Below are 21,265 nucleotides of genomic sequence, written 5' to 3' on the forward strand. Positions count from 1 at the left end.
AACAGATGAATATCCTGATCTTTAGCTTAATACTCCTGGCGGGCGCCTATGTGGCCGGGCTTTTAGGCTCCCTCACCGGCTTGGGCGGCGGCGTGATATTGATTCCATTACTCACACTCGTATTTCATGTAGATATCCGGTATGCCATCGGTGCAGCCCTGCTGGCTTCTATTGCCAATTCTTCCGGCGCCGCCACGGCGTATATAAAAGAAGGCATTACCAATATACGCCTGGGCATGTTCCTGGAAATAGCCACCACCGCGGGCGCGGTGGGAGGTGCGCTGCTGGCAATATTCACTCCCGTAAATACTATTGCCATCTTGCTTGGGGTAGTGCTGATATTTTCCGCCGCTATGACCATCCGGAAAAAGCATGAACATGCGGAGCAAACGGGCAGTAAATTATCTTATCTCTTAAAACTAAACAGCAGCTATCCAACACCCACCGGGGAAGTGAGTTACAAACTTAAAAATGTAGCCGGTGGCTTCAGCATCATGCTGATAGCAGGTGTGTTATCAGGCCTGCTGGGCATCGGATCAGGTGCATTAAAAGTACTGGCCATGGATAGCACCATGCGCATTCCTTTCAAAGTAAGTACCACTACCAGCAATTTTATGATCGGCGTTACCGCCGCAGCCAGTGCGGTGGTATACCTTCAACGGGGCTATATCGATCCCGGTATGGCCTTCCCGGTGGTACTGGGCGTATTGGGCGGAGCCTTTACCGGCGCCCGTTTGCTTACCTTCATCAACGCACGCACGCTACGCATCATCTTCTGCGCAGCCATCACATTTGTTGCGCTGGAAATGATCTATAACGGATTAAATCACCAGTTTTAATGAGGATGTTATGAATATATTTAAGAAAATGCTCGGCGACCGCGATATCGAATTACTCATCGGTAAACAACTGAGAACCGGGGTAATTACCGCCAGCTGCATTGCATTGCTGGGAGGCATCTTTTACCTCGTGCAACAGGGCGCTGCCAGCGTACCGGACTATTCGCACTTTAAGGGAGAAGACGCGGAATACACTTCTTTCCGGGGAATTTTTCACGGCGTAGCTACGGGCAGCGCCATCGAGTTTATACAACTGGGTGTACTGGTGCTTTTGGCCACACCTATCCTCCGCATCTTTTTTTCACTGATAGCGTTTGCCGTGGAAAAAGACAGGCTATATGTGTTTATTACTACGTTAGTGCTGGGGATTATTTTGTTCAGTATGTTCGGCGGACTGAAAATATAATACTATTCTTCTCTCAACCGTTCATCGGTATACGTAATGGCTGTTCTGCCATGGGGAACCGGTTTTCCCAGTTCATCCACACTTACAAATACCATTTTATCCACCGTAAGAATAGTTTTTTGTGTAATCTTATTCCGCACCTGGCAGGTAAGTGTAAGGGATGTTCTGCCAAAATGCGTGGCCTTAATACCCAATTCTACAATATCACCCTGACGGGCAGAATTGATAAAATTAATTTCAGACATGTACTTGGTTACACATCGGTTGGTGCCTAACTGGATGATAGAATATATAGCTGCTTCTTCATCAATCCAACGCAGCAAACTGCCGCCAAATAAAGTGCCGTGCGCATTCAGATCCTCCGGCTTTACCCATTTCCGTGTATAAAAATTCATGACCTGTATAATTTTATATCCTTCTCTCTTATTTTTTTGGAAGATGATGACGTTATTTTATTTCCCCCTTCGGAGGCATTTCAGCCTCATTATGCAGCTTCACCGGTTTCTCGGAACGCGATTTTACCTTCAGGTTCAGCACCTCGATAAATACAGAGAATGCCATCGCAAAATAAATATACCCTTTCGGAATATGCTGATCGAAGCTTTCCGCTAAAAGCGAAACGCCTATGAGCAACAGGAACGACAATGCCAGCATTTTCACCGTAGGATGCGTGTTCACAAAACGGCTGATAGATTCTGATGCCAGCAGCATGACGCCTACTGATACCACTACCGCAGCAATCATGATCTCAACATGATCTGCCATTCCCACCGCTGTAATCACGGAATCCAGTGAAAACACAATATCCAGTAACAGGATCTGCACAATCACCTGTCCAAACCTCATAGGTTTGGCGTTGGCGACGCCGTGTTCATCTCCTTCCAGTTTCTCATGGATCTCCGCAGTACTTTTATAAATAAGGAATAAACCTCCTACCAGTAAAATAAGGTCACGACCTGAAATGGCCAGCTTTCCAAGCCACTCCGTATTCTGCACACCAATCCAGTCGCCGATATTAAAAAGCGGTTTTGTCAGCGACATAATCCAGCTGATCGACAGCAGCAATAAAATACGTACAAACATGGCAAGTCCCAGCCCGAGGCGACGGGCCTTCTTTTGTTTATTTTCCGGCAGTTTCCCCGCCAGGATAGAAATAAACACAATGTTATCGATCCCCAACACTATTTCCAGGGCGGTTAACGTTAACAGGCTGACGAGCGAGTCAACGGTAAGCAGGTGTTCCATAATTGACAGTTATATAGATTATGTATGTGCAAACCCGAATATACTTCCTTTTTTGATAGTGATGAAATCTGCTAAACACGTGCTAAAAACATTTGTCGTAAATTGCAGGGTACATACACTGATTAGCACTTCTCCCCTCCTGCTCGTTTTCTGTATCACAACACGTTTTCTGATTAAAATAATAATATGAAAAAAGAGGAATGGCATATAGTGCGCTTTGCTTCGCGCGGTAACAACAGCTTTATTGAATCTGCAAAGGCTGCAGTACAGGATTATTTTTCCGCTAACAACATCTCTGTGTATGCCAACAGGGAAATGTGGATTAAAACGATCGTAATGCTCGCCTTATATTTTGTACCCTATACATTGATGGTGGTGGGCCTCGGCGCAGGAAGCGTATGGCTGTACCTCGGTTTGTGGCTGCTCAGTGGTCTGGGTGTTACAGGCATCGGCGCATCCATTATGCATGACGCCAATCACGGCTCCTTCTCTCCCAAAAAGAGCATCAACAATATGATGGGACATATCCTGGAAATTATTGGCGGATATGCGCCTACCTGGAAAATACAGCACAACGTGCTCCACCACACGTATACCAATGTGTCCGGTCTGGATGAAGATATAGACAGTATTAAACTGCTGCGCTTCTCCCCTAATCAGCCACGCGCCTGGTATCACCGTTACCAGCACATGTACGCATGGGGCTTTTACATGCTCATGACCCTTTTCTGGATGACAGCAAAAGATTACCTGCAGGTACTGCGCTATAAAAGTCATGGTCTGCTCTCAAAACAAAAAGTTACGTTAAAACAGGCCATGTTCAGGATCTCCGTATTCAAAGTATTTTACTACGGATATATCCTGGTGTTGCCGTTAATATTTTCCGGAATGCCCTGGTATTGGGTGCTGGCAGGATTCTTCCTCATGCATTTCACCGCCGGGTTACTGCTGGCCTGTATCTTCCAGCCGGCGCATGTTATGAGCTCTTCCGGGTATGCCGCTCCCGATGCAGACAGGAAAATGAAAGACAGCTGGGCCATTCATGAAATGGAAAACACCACCAACTATGCACCGCGCAGCCGTGTATTATCCTGGTGTATCGGTGGATTAAACTACCAGATAGAACATCACCTGTTTTCCGGCATCTGCCACGTGCATTACCGGAAACTGGCGCCTATTGTTAAAGAACAGGCGGCAGCCTTTAACATACCTTACCAGGTTCAACCTACCTTTATACGCGCCCTGTGGGAACATTCCCGCATGCTCAAAAAACTGGGCCGTCATTAAATATAAAATGGGGAGCACCGCCACCGGTACTCCCCATTTTATTTATATTCCTATTAGGCCAGCCCCTGTACCTGTTCGCGGTAAGCAGAAGGACTCATATCATGATATCTCCTGAAAAATTTATTCAGATGACTCTGATCGTTAAATCCCAGTTCATAACTGATTTCTTTCAAAGAAAAAACACTGTAATGCAACCTGTTTTCCAGCAATTGTAATTTATACTGGTTCACATAATCCCGCAGCGTAGTGCCGGTTTGCTCCTTAAAAAAAGCCCCCAGGTAATGTTTGGAAAACCCAAACAACTCCGCCAGTTGCTCTACCTGGATATCATCCGCCTGGTGAATATGCTCGTGAATATAGTTCAGGATATGCGTTACCCGCGCACCGCTTTTCGGGCCTGCCTCCAACAATTCATGATCCGCCACCTGTTTGATCATGGTAAACAACGCCTGCAACAAAAAGAAAACAGTATCACTGCTTTCCTGCCCGGCAGCTTTCCACTCTGCCGCCACCAGCTGTATCAATGGCTCCATACGCTGAATACCTGTCTTCATCATTTTCTTTTGCCGTGCCTGCAATAACAACTGATCCAGCTCCTGGTTCCAGCTTTGCTGCAGCCGCATATTGCCGGCGCCATGCAGGTACACATTGGTAAATTTGATAAAGGTAAACACCGTAGGCACGGTAATCTCAAAATGATGTGCATCACAGGGCGCCAGCAAAAACAAACACGGCCCCTCATACGGGATATTCATCCCCGAAATACAATGCGTACCGCTGCCTTTATGTATAAAGATGAGCTCAAAATGATTGTGGTTATGCACCGGATGCTCCCATTCCCGGGCAGTAAAGTGCGACACTTTCAGGTATTCGTGTTGTATGTATCTCTTCATTCTTTAAAATATACCAATGAACCCCGCGGATGTACAAGTAATCCTGAACCCGCAACGCTGATCTTTGTACCGTTAAAAATACAACACAGATATGGAACAGCATAATAATAAGAAAGTAGCCCTGATAGCAGGCGCACAGGGAGTAATAGGACGCAATCTTATCGATTACCTGCTTACGCAGCCCAACTGGGATATCATTGGTTTATCCCGGAGAGGTGGTACTGATACGGCCAAAGTAAAACACATCGCAGTAGACTTACTAAGCCTGGAAAACAGTGAACAGCAACTGAAGGCACTTACTACGGTGACGCATATATTTTACGCCGCCTACCAGGACCGCGGCAGCTGGGCAGAACTGGTGGCGCCCAACATGACCATGCTCCGCAACGTGATTGAAGTGGTAGCCCCCATTGCCACCAACCTGCAACACATCAGCCTGATGCAGGGATACAAAGTATACGGCGCCCACCTCGGTCCATTTAAAACACCCGCGCGCGAAACAGATGCAGGCAGCTTTATGCCGCCAGAATTCAATATGGAACAACAACGTTTCCTGGAAGCATATCAACAGGGCAAATCCTGGTCGTGGTCCGCCATCCGGCCCTCTGTAGTTGGTGGCTTTGCATTGGGCAATCCCATGAACCTCGCCATGGTGATCGCCGTATACGCCGCTATTTCAAAGGAACTTGGACTGCCGCTGCGCTTCCCCGGGAAACCAGGCGCCTACGATAAACTCATGGAAATGACCGATGCCGGCCTGCTGGCAAAAGCTACAGTATGGGCAGCCGAAAGTCCTGCCGGCGCCAATGAAGCCTTTAATATCAACAACGGCGACCTTTTCCGCTGGTCTGATCTCTGGCCGCGCATTGCCCGTTATTTTGGCATGGAAACAGCTGCCCCCCTGCCTATGCAGCTCGACGTAGTAATGGCCGACAAAGAGCCCTTGTGGAATGCCATGATGGAAAAATACGGATTGCAATACAGTTATGCGGAAGTATCTTCCTGGAAGTTCGGTGACTTTGTTTTTTCGTGGGACTACGACTTTTTTGCCGACGGCAGCAAAGCTCGCCGCGCAGGTTTTGGAGAGTTTGTAGATACGGAAGTTATGTTCCTGGAAATCTTTGAAAATTTTAAAAAGATGAAAGTGATACCCTGAACTATGCTTTCTCCAATGTGAAATTTACAGCAGCCGTAAGGCGTTTCATGGCAATAGCCAACTGGTTTTCCACCGTTTTAACCGAGAGGTTTAAAATGGTGGCTACCTCTTTATAACGAAGGTCGTATTGCTTTACCAGGATGTATACCATTTTGCATTTGGGAGGAAGCTGTTCGATGGTATGCTCCATTTTGCGGATCATCTCCGCAGAAATCATCAGTTGCTCCGGATCGCTTTCAAAGGCAATTTCCAGCTTATCTTCTTCCGCAAAAACTACCTGCCGGGAGCTGGCCTGTTTGCGCATATGATCAATCGCTTTATTTTTCGCTACCACAAACAGGTATACCTGCGGATTTTTTATGTCCGTCAGTGATTGCCTTTTTTGCCAGCAATACATAAAAACATCGTTCGTTATTTCTTCCGCCACCTCTTTATTACGGGTAAGCGAAAAAGAAAAACGTAACAACTTGATGAAGAAATGATGATAGAAAGCTTTGAAGGCCGCCTGATCATTGTTCACCGTGATGTTTTTAAATAATTCATTGATTGTACACTGATCCATCCCTTTTAAGCCACTGATATTGGTTGCAATAATATATAACGCAGATTACGCTAAAGTTAACAAAATAAATTATCCCGCAATTTATTTTTAAGATCCTCTTTTGGGGAGCCTGGAATGCTGATATCTGCCCGGATTCCGGGGAAAGAAAAAATTTGCCGGTGGCTTTGGGGGTTTTTCATTTTCTTTTCGTCCTTCTGATATAATATGGATAAAAATAAATGATCGAGCGCAACCGGGTAAATATATTGATGGCCAGGAAAGTATCGGGAGAGGCCACCGCAGCCGACCTGAAAGAACTGGAAACATTGCTGATGCAGTTTCCGGAGCTGCAGTACGCCTTTACTATTGTCAGTGATATCAGTTCCGTTAACAGTGCCAGGGGGTTTTCCCCGGCGGAGGAAGAACAGCTGGCCAGCGAAGGAATGGACCGCATCAACCTGTTCCTTCAGCAGGATCAGGAGCAGCCTCCCGCCAAACGGCTGATTCCCTGGCGGATGATCAGTGGTATTGCCGCCGGCATCGCCCTGCTCATCACCGCGTATTCCCTGTGGCCGGTCATGCCGCGCAAACAGGCTTTCCGCAATGAGGTGGTCACCAAAACCGGCTCTAAAACCAGCGTGGTACTCCCTGATGGCACCAGCGTAATACTCAACGCCTGCAGCCGTCTCCAGTACGACGCCACCCGTTTCCTGAACGGCGAGCGTGAAGTGAATCTGACAGGTGAAGCCTACTTTGATGTAAAGCACGACCCCGCGCACCCGTTCATCATCCAATCCGGTAACATCAATATCCGCGTACTGGGCACCGTATTTAATGTAAAGGCCTATACAGAGGATGCTACCGTGGAAACAACCTTACTCAGCGGAAAAGTGGAAGTGAACTTCCCGGATAACGATCATTCCGGAACGAGGAAAACCGTACAACTGCAACCGGAACAAAAGTTAATCATCGGCATAAAAGAAAACAAACAAATACCCGTAAACAGAAAAACCAATTTTAGCATTACACCGGTAAAAACAATCGCTGTTGCCGGCGCCCCTACAACAGCGGAAAAGCCAGCCACCGCCTGGGTGAACGACCGCTTCGACTTCGACAATGTCACTTTTGAACAATTGTCGCACGACCTGGAACGCTGGTTCAACGTAACCCTGCGTTTTAAAAACGATAAATATAAACACGAAGTATTTACCGGCGCATTCCGGAAACAAAGTATTGAAGATGTATTGCAGGCATTACAACTGATGTCTGGCTTTCATTATGAGGTGAACACGAAAGAAAATGTTATTTACATATGGTAAAACACAACATCCAAACGTCATCTATGGCTTGATAATCCACTGATTTTTCTTATTGCAGACAGCAAATAAAAAAAGGGAAATGCAGCAACATTCCCCCTTTTCAAAATGCTGGCTGAACAATGTAAACCGATTTCCTTACGATCTGGTAACGGCTCATTATTTAACCTAACGAAACAAATTTATGAAAAAAAGCTATTGGTGGCCTTCCCATATTCCCCAGCGGAATATGAGGAAACTATTATTGCGTATGAAACTAACCTCCGTATTGCTTTGTGCCGGGTTCTTACAACTAAGCGCACACGGGTTTTCACAGGAACGGATCAGTGTTAATTATAACAATATTAACATTGGTAAGCTGCTGACTGTCATCGGGCAGAAAAGCGACTACACTTTCGTGTACAAAAACGCCAGCATCCCCGACCGGAAAATCTCTATCTCCATGAAAGACGCTCCGGTAGCGGAAATCCTGGACAAGGCGCTCGCGGGCACCTCGCTGGGGTATAAAATCATGAAAGATAACCTGGTGGTAATCCTGGAAGCAGGTGAAACTGCACAGAATGTTCATATAAGAGGACGGGTAACCGATGAAGCCGGCAACCCGCTGATTGGCGTTACCGTGCTGGTAAAAGGTACCACCCAGGGCGCTAAAACAGATAACGAAGGCCGCTTCACCCTGGAAGCGCCGGAAAATGCCATCGTGGAATTTACCTACGTAGGCTACGAAGCCCAGCAGATGAAAGCACGCGAAGGCGCTACCTTTAACATCTCCCTGAAAGCCAATTCCAGCGGCCTTAATGAAGTAGTGGTAGTGGGTTATGGTAAACAGAAAAGGGCTAACCTCAGCGGCGCCGTAGACGCCATCTCCGGTAAAGAGCTGGAAAGCCGCCCCATCGCCAATGTGGGTAACGGCCTGCAGGGATTATTGCCCAACCTGAACATTACCAACGACAACGGCCGCGTATCTTCCGCACCAAAATTCAACCTGCGTGGTTTGACTTCTATCAACGGCGGCGACCCATTCATCCTGGTTGATAACATCCCCTTTACCAGCGACGAAGTATCGCGCCTCAATCCCGCCGACGTGGAAAGCGTAACCACCCTGAAAGACGCCGCCTCCGCCGCGATCTATGGCGCCCGCGCCGCTTTCGGAGTAGTACTCATTACCACCAAATCGGGTAAAGACAGCCGGCTCCAGATGAATGCCAACGCTAACTACGCCGTGCGCACACTGGGCCTGGTACCCAAAATCATTACAGACCCGCTCACCACCATGCAATACAAGCATGATGCCGCCACCCCGCTGTATGACCTCTATCCCGCTGCCGACAGGGCCTATGCAGAAAAACTGGCCAACGACCCTTCTCTGCCAAGAGTAATCGTAAGCCCCACCGATAAAACAAAGTACGCCTACTACGGATCTACCGACTGGCTCCATGAAGTATACCAGAAAACAGCGCCCGCCTATAATGCCAACTTCAGCATTTCCCGCGGAGATGAAAAACTGAATTACTACTTCTCCGGAGATTATTACAAACAGGATGGAATGCTCCGCTATAATCCCGATCAATATACGCGCTATAACATGCGCGCAAAAGCTACCTATACCATCAACGACCGCGTGAAGTTTGGTAGCAACACCATGTACACCAACACCACCTATTCACAACCCGCCAATACCGTTGATTACTTATTTTTTCACAATGCCAACCGCACACCTTCTTTATCGGTACCCCGCAACCCGGATGGAACCTGGACTTCAGACGGCGCGGCCTTACTGGGCAACCTGCAGGATGGCGGCCGCTCCGCAGATACCTGGAGCGAATTTATGACCACCCTCAATGCAGAAATAAACCTGGTAAAAGATGTGTGGACGCTGAAAGGAGATGCTACCTATCGCCGCGGAAATAATGTAGGTAAATCCTATACACTGCCGGTTCCTTACAGCAACGGTCCCGATCAGCCAACCCAATATACCAACGGCAACCAGTCGTCTGCCAACAACAGTACCAATGAACTGAAGTATAATGTGTATAACATTTATACCGACTTCCATAAAACATTTAATAAAAAACACGCCGTTGGCGCACTGGCAGGGTTTAACCAGGAATACCACTACACGAATATATTTAATGTAAACAGGCAGGGACTTATCAGTACTCAATACCCCACCCCGCAACTGGCTACCGGTAATATCACTGAAAAGCAAGCCATCGAAGACTGGGCCGTAAGAGGTATTTTCTACCGCCTGAATTATACTTACGATGATAAATATATTGTAGAAGTAAATGGTCGTAACGACGGATCATCGCGCTTCCGCGCCGATAACCGCTGGGGCTTCTTCCCGTCCGCTTCCGCCGCCTGGGTGATCTCCAAAGAAAAATTCTTCAGTAGTATTAAAGGCATCGACCTACTGAAACTCCGCGGCTCCTATGGTTCTCTCGGCGATCAGCAATGGAAAGCTTACGGCTACATGCCACTCATGTCCGCCGGAAACATCAACTCCGTGTTGAATGGTCAGCTGCCTATCGGCGTATACGCACCCACGCCGGTTACCGCCACCTACACCTGGCAGTCGGTAAAAACGGTTAACGGCGGTATCGACTTCAGCATGCTGAAAGAAAGATTATTTTTCAGCTACGACCGCTACACCCGTTACACCAACGGCATGTTCGCCAAAAGCCAGGAACTGCCCAACGTATACGGCGCCCCGGCTCCAAGAACCAATTCTGCCGACCTGAAAACACGTGGATGGGAAATGACCCTCTACTGGCGCGATCAGTTTAAAATCGGTAACAACGATTTCGGATACGGCGTGAAATTACTGGTGGCCGACAGCCGCTCCTTTATTACCCGCTTCACCAATCCTACCGGTACCCTCGCCAACTATGACGCCGGCTCGCTGGAAAACCGCAACTACTACAAAGGACAGGAAATAGGCGACATCTGGGGCCTTGTTACGGAAGGATTTTTCCAGAATGAAGACGAACTGAAATCACATGCCAACCAATCCAAAGTAGGTTCCGACGACCAGCAGTACCAGTTCTATGTGGGCGACCTGAAATTCAAAGATCTCAATGGCGACGGCTCGGTAGACTATGGCGATAACACCATCAGCAACCCAGGCGACAGGAAGATCATTGGTAACAACCAGCCGCGCTTTCCTTACAGCATTGACCTCACCGCTTCCTATAAAGGTTTCGATTTCCGCGCACTGATCCAGGGTATCGGGAAAAGAGACTGGTACCCCAACCCAGGTAACCACTACTTCTGGGGCGTATATGCACAACCGTGGACAAACGTACAGGTACACAACCTCGATCGCTGGACACCCGAAACACCCAATGGTTACTTCCCGCGCCTGAAATCATATATCGCGGAAGATGCTTCCGAACTGGGCGCACCACAAACCAGGTACCTGCAGAACGCTGCATATACCCGTCTTAAAAATGTTTCCATCGGTTATACTATTCCAAAGTCCTTCACAGAGAAGTATAAGATCTTCCGCTTCCGTGTTTATTTCAGTGCGGAAAATATCTTTACCATCTCCCATCTGAAAGCGAATATCGATCCCGAAGGACTGGACGGTTCTGTATATCCCTACCAGAAAACATACTCGTTCGGATTAAACCTGAACTTTTAATTAATTCAAACATCGGAACATGAAAAATAAAAGGCTTTATTTATCACTCATCATACTGGGCTGTGCAGCAGCTTCCTGTAACAAGGACTTCCTGCAACGCAACCCTCAAACGGAGATCTCACCGGAAGCATACTTTAATTCACCACAGGATCTGAATACCTACATCAACGGCTTATACGATGATAATCTTTCCGCACCGTATGATGATAACAATTCAGATAACGTTTCCGGTAACACCGGCAGCGAAATGGACAAGCTGGTGCACAACACCCTCGATGCAACTACCGTGGGCGGATGGGACGACTGGGACCGGCTGCGTGATATCAACTTCCTGCTGGACAATGCCGGCAAAGCAAAAGGAGATGCAGCCGATATTAATCACTACATCGGTATCGCCCGTTACTTCCGTGCAAGATTTTATTTTGAAAAGATAGCTACCTATTCTGATGTGCCCTGGTACGGTCACGCATTAACAGATGTGGACCCGGATCTGTACAAAGGTCGTGATCCGCGTTCTGCAGTAGCTGATTCTGTGCTCGCCGACCTGCAGTTTGCCGTGGATAATATTAAGGTAGATGATAAAGACAACGGTACCCGCGTAAATAAATACGCTGCCCTGGTGTTAATGTCCCGCTTGTGCCTCTTCGAAGGAACATTCAGAAAATACCACGAAGAAGTAAAACTTGCGAACACCGCAGACGCATTTCTCCAGAAAGCAGTATCAGCAGCTCAGCAGGTAATAAGCAGTAACCGCTATGTGATTTACAACACCGGTAAAGGTGGAGAAGATTACCGCGCTTTGTTTTCCAGCCTTTCATTAAACGGCAACAAAGAAATCATTCAATGGAGAGATTATCCGCAGAGCCTGGGTAAGGGAAACAATACCCATACCGTACTCGGATGGACCTGGTCACTCAGCCAGAGCCTTGTTTACAGCTACCTGATGAAAGACGGCAAGCCATTCACTTCACAACCAGGCTTTGATAAAATTGGCTTCACGGCAACTTTCAGGGACCGTGATCCCCGCCTGGCGGAAACGGTGGCCTACCCCGGCTTTTCCACCACGCAGGATAACAATGTGTACATTGCAAAACCGAACCTCGGCGCATACGACCAGCTGAAATTTTATCCGCGTGATCCGAAACAACGCCAGGGATGGGAAACCAACTACACCGCTTTACCCGTATACCGCTACGCGGAAGTACTGCTGAACTTTGCCGAAGCAAAAGCAGAACTGGGTACCCTCTCACAGGCCGATCTTGATGCATCCGTAAACCTGCTGCGCCGCAGGGTACAAATGCCTGATCTCAACCTCGCTGCCGCCAATGGAAACGTAGACCCGGTGCTGAATGCAGCCTACCTGGTAAGCGGACCCAATAAAGGCGTGCTGCTGGAAATACGCCGCGAAAGAAGAGTGGAACTGGCCTGCGAAGGACTGCGCCTCAAAGATATCAATCGCTGGAAAGCCGGGGCACGCCTCCAGGAAGCGCCACAGGGCATGTATGTTCCCGCACTCGGCGGCATTGATATGACCGGCGACAATGTAGCCGATATCGCCATCCTGCCCAATACTACAGATACCTCATCTATCGCCGGGTTACCCGCTGATGTAAGAGCAAAATTGTCGCGTTTCTATCTCATGGATAAAACCGGGGAGAATAACTTCTACCTCGAAAACGGCACCAACGGTCATATTAAATTTACTGCCGACCGCGCCGGTCGCACTTTTAAAGATCCTCAGTACTACTATCGTCCGATACCCAAACAACAGACGATACTGAATGATAAACTGAAACAGATATTCGGCTGGTAAACCGGATAAATAGTGATGAACCAGGATTACCATGATCCATGTTTTGCAGTGATATTATTCCCGCAACAACATGGATCATGGTAATCCTTTTTAATACCGCCATCATGCTTATAAAATAAACCCATTCATGAAGCAATTACTCTTAACCCTCCTCATCGCCTGCAGCCTGCAAACGCTGATGGCACAAGGATTCTCCGGCAAGGTGTTTATAGACAATAATACCAGCGGACAGCCAAACAACACAGAAAAAGGACTCGCAGGTGTTCGCGTATCCGATGGACTGCACGTGACCATCACCGATGCCAACGGTAACTATCACCTTCCCGGCCACGCAAAAATAAGGTTCATATTTATCACCACGCCGGCCGGGTACCGGTTCACCAAAACATTCTACATACCCGTGGACAGCGCCTTGCAGGCTTACGACTTTGGCGTACAGCCTGTAAATAAAGCCACCGCTGCCACCGCGAAATTCGTACGGCTTACAGACACCGAAACCTACCAGTTCAACAACTGGATCACCGATGCAAAGGCATATGCACAGAACGAAAACGCCGACTTCATGATCCACACGGGCGATATCTGTTACGAAAAAGGCATGGCATTCCACGCGCAATATATTAATACCCGCACCATGGGGTTACCCGTGTATTACTGCATCGGTAATCACGACCTGGTAAAAGGTCCGTACGGCGAAGCACTGTATGAATCCCTGTTTGGCCCGGTATGCTATTCCTTTGACGCCGGCCCCGCCCACTTCATTGTAACGCCCATGCGTAACGGCGATTATCAACCGTCCTACACCCTGGATGATGTGGTACAATGGCTCAAAAATGATCTCGCCAATACCGCACCGGAAAAGCCTGTGATCATATTCAATCACGACCTGCTCACTTATGATACGCTGTTTACCATCCGCTCAAAAAACGACAGCATCAACCTTAATGAGCACCACCTCAAAGCCTGGATCTATGGTCACTGGCATATTAATTTTGCCCGTACCCACGGCAACACCGGTATCCGCTCCCTTTGTGCAGCGCCGCCTCCCGGCGGCGGTATCGATAATTCCGCTTCCAACTTCGATGTAATCGGCGTGGATAAAAACGGACTTTCGTTTGTACAGCGGCGTTATACCTATGTACACGATCAGCTGGTAGCGGTATCGCCATCAGCAGCGGGCATCGCTTTCGACCAGGATAAAATGGTGATCAGTGCAAATGCTTATCATACTTCTTCGCCGGTAAATAAAGTGCTGTTCAGCTTATTCGATAAAAAAGGAAATCTCGTAAGGCAGGTGCCGCTGCAACCCCGCACCGATTGGAACTGGTTCGCCACCACCGCTATTCCCGGCAGCTGGTTAAACGGCGTATATACGGCTACGTTAGAAGCTACATTAGGCACCGGCAGGGTGCTGTTCCGCAGGGATACTTTTACACTGGCAAAAAATATCTCTGTAAAAAATAACGGTAACACACCCGACTGGCCGGAAGTATTACAGAACATACAACGTACAGGCGTTACCGCTATACCTACCGCCGGTCCGCTGCATTTAAACTGGACCGCAAACGTGGGAGGCAATATCTGGAAATCATCTCCCATCTGCGCAGCAGGTAAAATATTCACAGGCACTATTGATGACGAAGGTAATCACCATAGCAGCATCACCGCACTGGATGCACAAACCGGCAAACAGCTGTGGCAATTCCCCACCGGCAACTCCATTAAACACAGCATCAGCTACCACGATGGCCTGTTGCTGGCCACCGATGCAGAAGGCGTTACCTACGCCCTTGATGCCGCTACCGGGAAATTGAAATGGAAACATGCGGGCGATCTTAAAAACCTGCCTGCCTATAATTCTGCCGGCGCTATCCATGAGGACGTTTATTACACCGGCGCAGGCAATTACCTGCAAGCCCTGGATATCCATACCGGTGAGGTAAAATGGACCAACCACGACTGGACCGGCGGCGAAGGCACGCCTGCAGCAATGGCCATCCACAACGGGGTGCTCGTTACTTCCTCCAACTGGAACCACCTGTTTGCACACAATGCCGCCACCGGAAAACTACAATGGAAACGCAGCGATGAAGGTATCCGCTTCCGCAGCGGCACACCCGCTTTCTTTGACAACCGGCTGTATGTACACGGTATCAACAAACTTCATATCCTGGATCCTGCCACGGGGAAAACAACAGACAGCATTCCTCTTACCGAAGATCTGAAAACCATGACAGCGCCGCTGGTCACCAACCAGTATATCATTACCTGCACTGCCGCCGGTGGTATGCTGGCCTTCGACAAAAAAACAAAAAGGGAACTGTGGCGCTTTGTACCGGGTGAAGCCCTGTTTTACTCAGCGCCCTACTCTTCCCCTTCTTCCGCTACTATCGAATCCACACCGTTACTGGCCGGCAACCGCCTCATTGCAGGCGCGTCTGACGGGTATGTATATGTGATTGACCTTGCTACGGGGAAAATGATCAGTCGATTTAATACCGGCGCGCCCGTATTTGCCGATATGGCCGTGTATAACGGCATGCTGTACGTGGCAGATTTTTCAGGAAACGTGAATGCGTTCCGGTTATAAGAATAGCTATCCGGTACAAAAGAGGATATCTCCGTTAAAAGAGATATCCTCTTTTTATATATCAAATTATTGCGTTACGAATATTGCCTCCCTTTTTTAGATTTTTTATTATAGTTTGCAGCGGAAGAGGAATATTGAATACGGAAAGCAATTGCCAATCAACCAAACATATAACGGGAAGGAGCTTCTTTTACAGATAGCAGCGGGAGATGAACTTGCCTACAGGCAGGTATTTAACAGCCATTGGAACCAGATTTACCAGGTGGCCCTCAGCTTCCTCAAAACACCCGGAGAAGCGAAAGATGCGGTGCAAACGGTATTCATCAAACTATGGGAAAAAAGACACAAACTGCCGGAAGTCGAAAATTTCGATGCCTGGCTGTTTATTGTTGCCCGCAATACTATTGTCAACATCCTTCACCAGCAAGCCTCCTTTGTGGATGTTCATCATGTGGAGGATAGCGTTCCGGAAAATTATCTTATCCCCGACGCTTTGCTGGAATACAAGCAAACGGCCTCCCTTATCCAGGATGCCATTGCGCAGTTGCCACCACAACAGTCGCTCATTTTCCGTTTAAGCCGGGAGCAGGGTTTAACGCACCCGCAAATTGCAAAGGAGCTGAATATTGCGCCTGCTACCGTGAAAAGCCATATGGTACGGGCGCTCAACACCATCCGGGAATATGTCCGGAAGCAAGGAGGCAACGCATTGCTCCTCATCTGGCTGCTGGAAAAATTAGGAAAATAAAAAAAGTTTTCCCTCAACTGCACCTATCACCCTTTTTTATGGTCTTTATAGTAAAGACGCAATTTTTGATTGTCTTAAAATGTAATCGTGTATGCACGCTTCAGGGGAATTCCAGTCATTAATGGATAAATACCTCACCAACTCCATCACAGCAACGGAGAAGGAACTCCTGTTCGCCATGATCAGGAGCAGACAACATATGCCCACCCTGGAAAAAGTGGTGGACGATGCACTTGGAACACCCATTGAAGTAAACGAAGACACCCTCCTCAGGGAAGAAATCTTCGCCTATGTAAAAGCACATAACCAGCCGGTAAAAAAGATAAATCACTGGCAGCGCTATGCCGCTGCAGCAGCCATTTTACTGCTCATTGCCGCGGGCGCTTATTATTGGCTGCAACCATCCTCCAAAGCGCCTGCGCCGGCAGCCAACTATATCAGCACCGCTAAACCCGGCGTTAATAAGGCCATTCTCATACTGGCCGATGGCTCCAGCATTGCACTCGACAGCACGGGCGCGCAGCAATTGCAACAGGGCGGCACTTCCATCCGTCAACAGGGCAGCCAGTTGAAATACGATGTACAAAGCAGTGCCCCGGGCGTAAGCTACAATGTATTGCGCACCCCGCGTGGAGGCCAGTTCCAGCTAACATTACCGGATGGCACAAAAGCCTGGCTGAATGCCGCTTCATCCATCAGGTATCCTACCGCATTTACCGGTAAAGAAAGAAGAATAGAAATTACGGGAGAAGTATACCTGGAAGTAAGCCCTTTTAATACAGGCGCCGCGGAAAACACGCCTTTTATAGTGGTATCCGCACATCAACAGGTAACAGTACTCGGCACGCACTTTAATATCAATGCATACGAGGAAGAAGGAGCCACCAGCACCACATTAATTACCGGGAAAGTAAGGGTATCCGCGGGCGGTAACGCCGGCGTTATACTGGCGCCGGATCAACAGGCAGTAACGGCCCATAACGGCACTATCAACACCATCCCGGTACGGTCCGTGGAAACTTCAAAGGTAATAGCCTGGAAAAATGGCTATTTCGATTTTGAAGAAGAGCGCCTGTCCGTGGTTTTACGCCTCCTGTCGAGATGGTATAACGTGGATTTTGAGGCGGATCCCGCCATGCTTAACCTGAAATTCAGCGCGGTAATAGCCCGCTCATCTCAGATAAGCGAAGTATTGTCATTGTTGTCGGCCACCGGCGCCGTGAAGTTCAGGGAAGAAGGAAATAGAATTAGAGTATACTGATTTTTTTATACCAACTGTCTTTTAGAGCAAACCATGCGTACCACCGCGCATCGGGGTAAAGTTTGCTGTGCACTGCAGGCAAAGCAAATGATGCCATCATTCAATAACGCGATTAAACCAAAATCCACACAAATGAAACATTTGTGGCTTTATCATCATTTCCTGCACTATGGCAGCAGGACAAAGACCAAACCATTATCAACCATGAAGTTTAAAGCAATTTTTCTGTTGATGGCCTGCCTGCAGGTAGCAGCAACAGGCTTCTCCCAGGTAACGATCTCAAAAAACAGCACCACGCTGGCAGAGGTATTTAAAGAGATCCGGAAACAAACAGGTTATGTATTCATCTACAATAACGATATGTTACCGGAAGATAAACGGTTTGACCTGCATGTAAAAAATGCGCCGGTGAAAGACGTACTAACGCAATGCCTGAAGGGCTTACCCCTTACCTGGTCCATACGGGACGCCAATACCATCGTGATCAGTCCGTACAAACCATCCGGCAGCACAGACGACCAGGCGCAAACCGTAATACTGCGTGGGCGGGTCTTCGACACAAACGGACAACCATTACCCGGCGCCAGCGTAATCGTGAAAGGAACCCGCCAGGGTACCTCCACCCTTTCAGATGGCACTTTCCTTATCCGTGTACCGGACGAAAAGACGGCTGTCGTCATCACCTTTGTTGGCTTCAAACCGCTGGAACTGAAGCCCTGGAAGGAAGGAATCCGTACCATACAAATGGAAAGAAGCGCCGTGGAAATACAGGATGTAGTGGTGCGTACCGGGATGTTCGACAGGAATAAACTCACCTTTTCCGGTGCAGTAGCCTCCTTCAGCGGCAGGGAGCTACGTCAGGTTGGAAACCTCAACGTAGTCCAAAGCTTAAAAACGCTGGACCCTTCCTTTATCGTTACCACTAATAACATCCAGGGTTCCAATCCCAACCAGCTGCCCAATATAGAAGTGCGCGGCAAAACAAGTCTTTCCTCCAGCACCGTAAGAGACCAGTTTTCCAACGATCCTAACCAACCATTATTTATCCTGAATGGGATGGAAACCACCCTGAGCCAGATCGTTGATCTGGACATTAACCGGGTGGCTTCCATTACCCTGCTGAAAGACGCTGCCTCTACTGCGCTGTATGGCTCCCGCGCCGCTAACGGGGTAGTCATCGTGGAAACGATACAACCCAAACCCGGAGAGCTCAATGTGTCTTATACCGCTGATCTCCGCTGGGAAATACCCGATCTCCGCGATTATAACATGATGAATGCAGCAGAAAACCTGGAGTTTCAACAACTGGCCGGATTGTACAAAAAAGAGTTTGGCTACTCCGGTATCACCAACGACAACCTCTATAATCAACGGCTGGCAGCCGTGCGCAGCGGGGTTAACAGCTACTGGCTCAATGTTCCGCTGAGAAACAGCTTCACCAACGGGCACTCGCTCCGCGTTAGTGGCGGCAGCCAGGAATTTCAATACGGCATAGGACTGAACTACCGCGGGCTGAACGGCGTAATGATCGGGTCCGACAGAACTACCTGGGGCGCTACCGTGGATCTTGCCTACCGGAAGAAAAAACTGAACATCACCAACCAGCTGTATGTAAACGGTACCAACTCCAACGAATCGCCTTATGGCTCATTCAATGATTTCGTAAACATCAATCCCTACTACCGGAAAAAAAGAGACGACGGCAGCCTGAATACCGACCGGTACCTGGAAACATACCTGGTAAATACCAACTCCTTTATCCCGGATACGGTGAGAGTAGGCAACCCGTTATACAATGCCACGCTTAATTCAAAAAACAATACCAACACGCTCCTGCTCCAGAACAACCTGAACTTCATATATGATTTCACACAAAGCTTCCGGTTCTCCGGTGGCTTACAGGTACAGAAAGGCACCACCAAAGGCACCCTTTTTATTCCTGCCTCCAATACCATGTTCGACACGGTGGATACTTACCGGAAAGGCCGGTACACCGATTCCCGGACAGACAACATGAGCTACCAGGCCAACCTGATGCTTACTTACAGAAAAGTTTTCAACGAGGTGCATAGTCTTACCGGGAACGCCCGGACGGAAATGCAGGAACAAAGTCAAACGTATTCCGCGTACACCGCCACCGGTTTCCCCGAAGGCGTAAATCCCAACCCGGCTTTTGCCTATGGCTTCCTGCCAGATAGCAAACCCATATACCAGAAAACAACGGTAAGAAGGGTGAACGCACTGGGCAGTGTTAACTACGCATACGACAACCGCTATTTTGTAGATGCGAATTTCAGGATAGATGGCTCCACTTCTTTTGGCGCTGAAAATAAATACTCGCCTTTCTGGTCGGTAGGTGTTGGCTGGAACATCAGCAGCGAACATTTTATGTCGGAGATACAATGGTTAACCATGCTCCGGATCAGGGGAAACATAGGTACCACGGGTAACCAGGCATTAGGCAGCTATGCTTCCACATCTGTTTACGGGTATGAAAATAACCTGAACATTTATGGACAAGGTCTTTATCTCACCCAACTCGGTAACCCGCTGCTGGAATGGCAGAAAACACAAAGCACCAGCGTTGGTATAGACGCCTCCCTGTTTGACAACCGCTTCACCGCTACTTTCAACGCTTATGAGAAGCTGTCGAAACCACTGATCACCAACGGTTCCCTGCCCGCATCATCCGGCGTGGCCACCTATGTGCTGAACGTAGGAAACCTCCGTACCCGTGGCGTGGAAGCCATTGTACGGTATGCACCTGTCTACCAGCCAAAGAAAAATATCCTGTGGACACTCGGCTACACCGGAAGCTTATATAAAAGCAGGTATGAAGGATTTTCCAACATCCTCAAAAACCTGAATGATGAAGCACAGAAATCCAACTCCCTGCAACGCTATCTCGATGGTTACAGTCCTGATGAACTCTGGGCAGTAAAATCCTTCGGTATTGATCCTGCTTCAGGTAAAGAAGTATTCAGAAAAACAAACGGTGAAAAAACACTGGTATATGATCCTGCCGACATTGTTCCTATCGGCAACGGCAGGCCGCAGGTAGAAGGTGTGATCAGCTCCAATCTTAATATCAAAGGATTCCTGTTTGGCATCAACCTCCGTTACAGTATTGGCGCTTATATTTTCAACTCCGCCCTGTACAATAAAGTGGAAAACATCAGCTTCGATCAGCTGCAGTACAACCAGGATAAAAGAGCGCTGGAATTACGCTGGAAGCAACCGGGCGATGATGCCTTGTTCAAAGGTATCAGTCTCACCGATGTAACACCCATGTCGTCGCGCTTCATCCAGAAAGAGAATTACCTCACCGGTGAATCTATCAATGCAGGTTACGAATTCCGCTCCGTACAATATCCGTGGGTACGGCGCCTGAAACTGCAAACCATCCGGGTGAACGCGTACATGAACGATATCTTCCGCCTGTCGAATATAAAATCTGAAAGAGGAATCGATTATCCCTTCAGCAACGCGGTTTCTTTCAGCTTAAACATCTTCTTCTAAATATCTTT

Annotated in this window: 15 protein-coding genes; 11 read left to right on the top strand and 4 right to left on the bottom strand. The window is 48.3% G+C overall.

The features are described from left to right. Nucleotides 1-5: 5 nt before the first annotated feature. Together ACLHR0_RS14510 and ACLHR0_RS14515 are read left to right on the top strand one after the other, a co-directional pair. The gene (locus tag ACLHR0_RS14510) at nt 6-839 is read left to right on the top strand and encodes a sulfite exporter TauE/SafE family protein (protein ID WP_429051098.1); all 834 of its coding nucleotides are present in this window, start codon (nt 6-8) and stop codon (nt 837-839) included. A gap of 10 nt (nt 840-849) precedes the next feature. Then, a complete protein-coding gene (locus tag ACLHR0_RS14515; RefSeq protein ID WP_436487476.1) occupies nt 850-1,245 on the top strand; it encodes a DUF1634 domain-containing protein in 396 nt (131 codons plus the stop codon). Nucleotides 1,246-1,247: 2 nt separating this feature from the next. Here ACLHR0_RS14515 and ACLHR0_RS14520 read toward each other — a convergent pair whose 3' ends face one another. Next, entirely contained in the window at nt 1,248-1,640 is a 393-nt protein-coding gene (locus tag ACLHR0_RS14520; protein WP_370912218.1) for an acyl-CoA thioesterase, read from the bottom strand. A gap of 52 nt (nt 1,641-1,692) precedes the next feature. Beyond that, on the bottom strand, nt 1,693-2,490 hold the full coding sequence (locus tag ACLHR0_RS14525; protein WP_429051100.1) for a TerC family protein: 798 nt from the start codon (nt 2,488-2,490) through the stop codon (nt 1,693-1,695). Nucleotides 2,491-2,676: 186 nt separating this feature from the next. Between ACLHR0_RS14525 and ACLHR0_RS14530 the strand changes: the two genes are divergently transcribed. Further along, on the top strand, nt 2,677-3,777 hold the full coding sequence (locus tag ACLHR0_RS14530) for a fatty acid desaturase family protein (protein ID WP_436487478.1): 1,101 nt from the start codon (nt 2,677-2,679) through the stop codon (nt 3,775-3,777). Nucleotides 3,778-3,830: 53 nt separating this feature from the next. Here the strand turns inward: ACLHR0_RS14530 and ACLHR0_RS14535 are convergent, their stop codons facing one another. Then, the gene (locus ACLHR0_RS14535) at nt 3,831-4,670 is read right to left on the bottom strand and encodes an AraC family transcriptional regulator (RefSeq protein ID WP_436487480.1); all 840 of its coding nucleotides are present in this window, start codon (nt 4,668-4,670) and stop codon (nt 3,831-3,833) included. A 91-nt stretch (nt 4,671-4,761) separates the two neighbouring features. On the opposite strand from ACLHR0_RS14535, the gene ACLHR0_RS14540 reads away from it, so the two are divergent. After that, on the top strand, nt 4,762-5,826 hold the full coding sequence (locus ACLHR0_RS14540) for an SDR family oxidoreductase (protein WP_436487482.1): 1,065 nt from the start codon (nt 4,762-4,764) through the stop codon (nt 5,824-5,826). 1 nt (nt 5,827) lies between these two features. Here the strand turns inward: ACLHR0_RS14540 and ACLHR0_RS14545 are convergent, their stop codons facing one another. After that, nucleotides 5,828-6,388 carry an RNA polymerase sigma-70 factor gene (locus ACLHR0_RS14545; protein ID WP_429051104.1) on the bottom strand — a complete coding sequence of 187 codons (561 nt, stop codon included), beginning with the start codon at nt 6,386-6,388 and terminating at the stop codon, nt 5,828-5,830. 218 nt (nt 6,389-6,606) lie between these two features. Here ACLHR0_RS14545 and ACLHR0_RS14550 point away from each other — a divergent pair, with 218 nt between their 5' ends. The 7 genes from ACLHR0_RS14550 to ACLHR0_RS14580 all read left to right on the top strand — a co-directional run bounded on the left by ACLHR0_RS14550 (nt 6,607) and on the right by ACLHR0_RS14580 (nt 21,257). Next, complete coding sequence (locus ACLHR0_RS14550) at nt 6,607-7,686, top strand: FecR family protein (RefSeq protein WP_436487485.1); 1,080 nt, start codon at nt 6,607-6,609, stop codon at nt 7,684-7,686. Between the two features lie 247 nt (nt 7,687-7,933). Continuing rightward, nucleotides 7,934-11,326: a SusC/RagA family TonB-linked outer membrane protein gene (locus tag ACLHR0_RS14555; RefSeq protein ID WP_436487487.1), complete on the top strand. Its 3,393-nt coding sequence runs from the start codon at nt 7,934-7,936 to the stop codon at nt 11,324-11,326. Between the two features lie 19 nt (nt 11,327-11,345). Further along, the gene (locus tag ACLHR0_RS14560; RefSeq protein WP_436487489.1) at nt 11,346-13,139 is read left to right on the top strand and encodes a RagB/SusD family nutrient uptake outer membrane protein; all 1,794 of its coding nucleotides are present in this window, start codon (nt 11,346-11,348) and stop codon (nt 13,137-13,139) included. Nucleotides 13,140-13,266: 127 nt separating this feature from the next. After that, a complete protein-coding gene (locus tag ACLHR0_RS14565; RefSeq protein WP_436487491.1) occupies nt 13,267-15,729 on the top strand; it encodes an outer membrane protein assembly factor BamB family protein in 2,463 nt (820 codons plus the stop codon). Between the two features lie 151 nt (nt 15,730-15,880). Beyond that, nucleotides 15,881-16,477, top strand: a complete 597-nt coding sequence (locus tag ACLHR0_RS14570) for an RNA polymerase sigma factor (RefSeq protein WP_436487493.1) — start codon at nt 15,881-15,883, stop codon at nt 16,475-16,477. A gap of 91 nt (nt 16,478-16,568) precedes the next feature. Further along, nucleotides 16,569-17,738 (top strand): FecR family protein, encoded by a 1,170-nt coding sequence (locus ACLHR0_RS14575; protein WP_436487495.1) that lies wholly within the window; start codon nt 16,569-16,571, stop codon nt 17,736-17,738. Between the two features lie 132 nt (nt 17,739-17,870). Then, nucleotides 17,871-21,257 carry a SusC/RagA family TonB-linked outer membrane protein gene (locus ACLHR0_RS14580; protein WP_436487497.1) on the top strand — a complete coding sequence of 1,129 codons (3,387 nt, stop codon included), beginning with the start codon at nt 17,871-17,873 and terminating at the stop codon, nt 21,255-21,257. Nucleotides 21,258-21,265 lie beyond the last annotated feature (8 nt).

Source organism: Chitinophaga sp. ARDCPP14 (genome assembly GCF_051362515.1).
Classification (GTDB): Bacteria; Bacteroidota; Bacteroidia; order Chitinophagales; family Chitinophagaceae; genus Chitinophaga.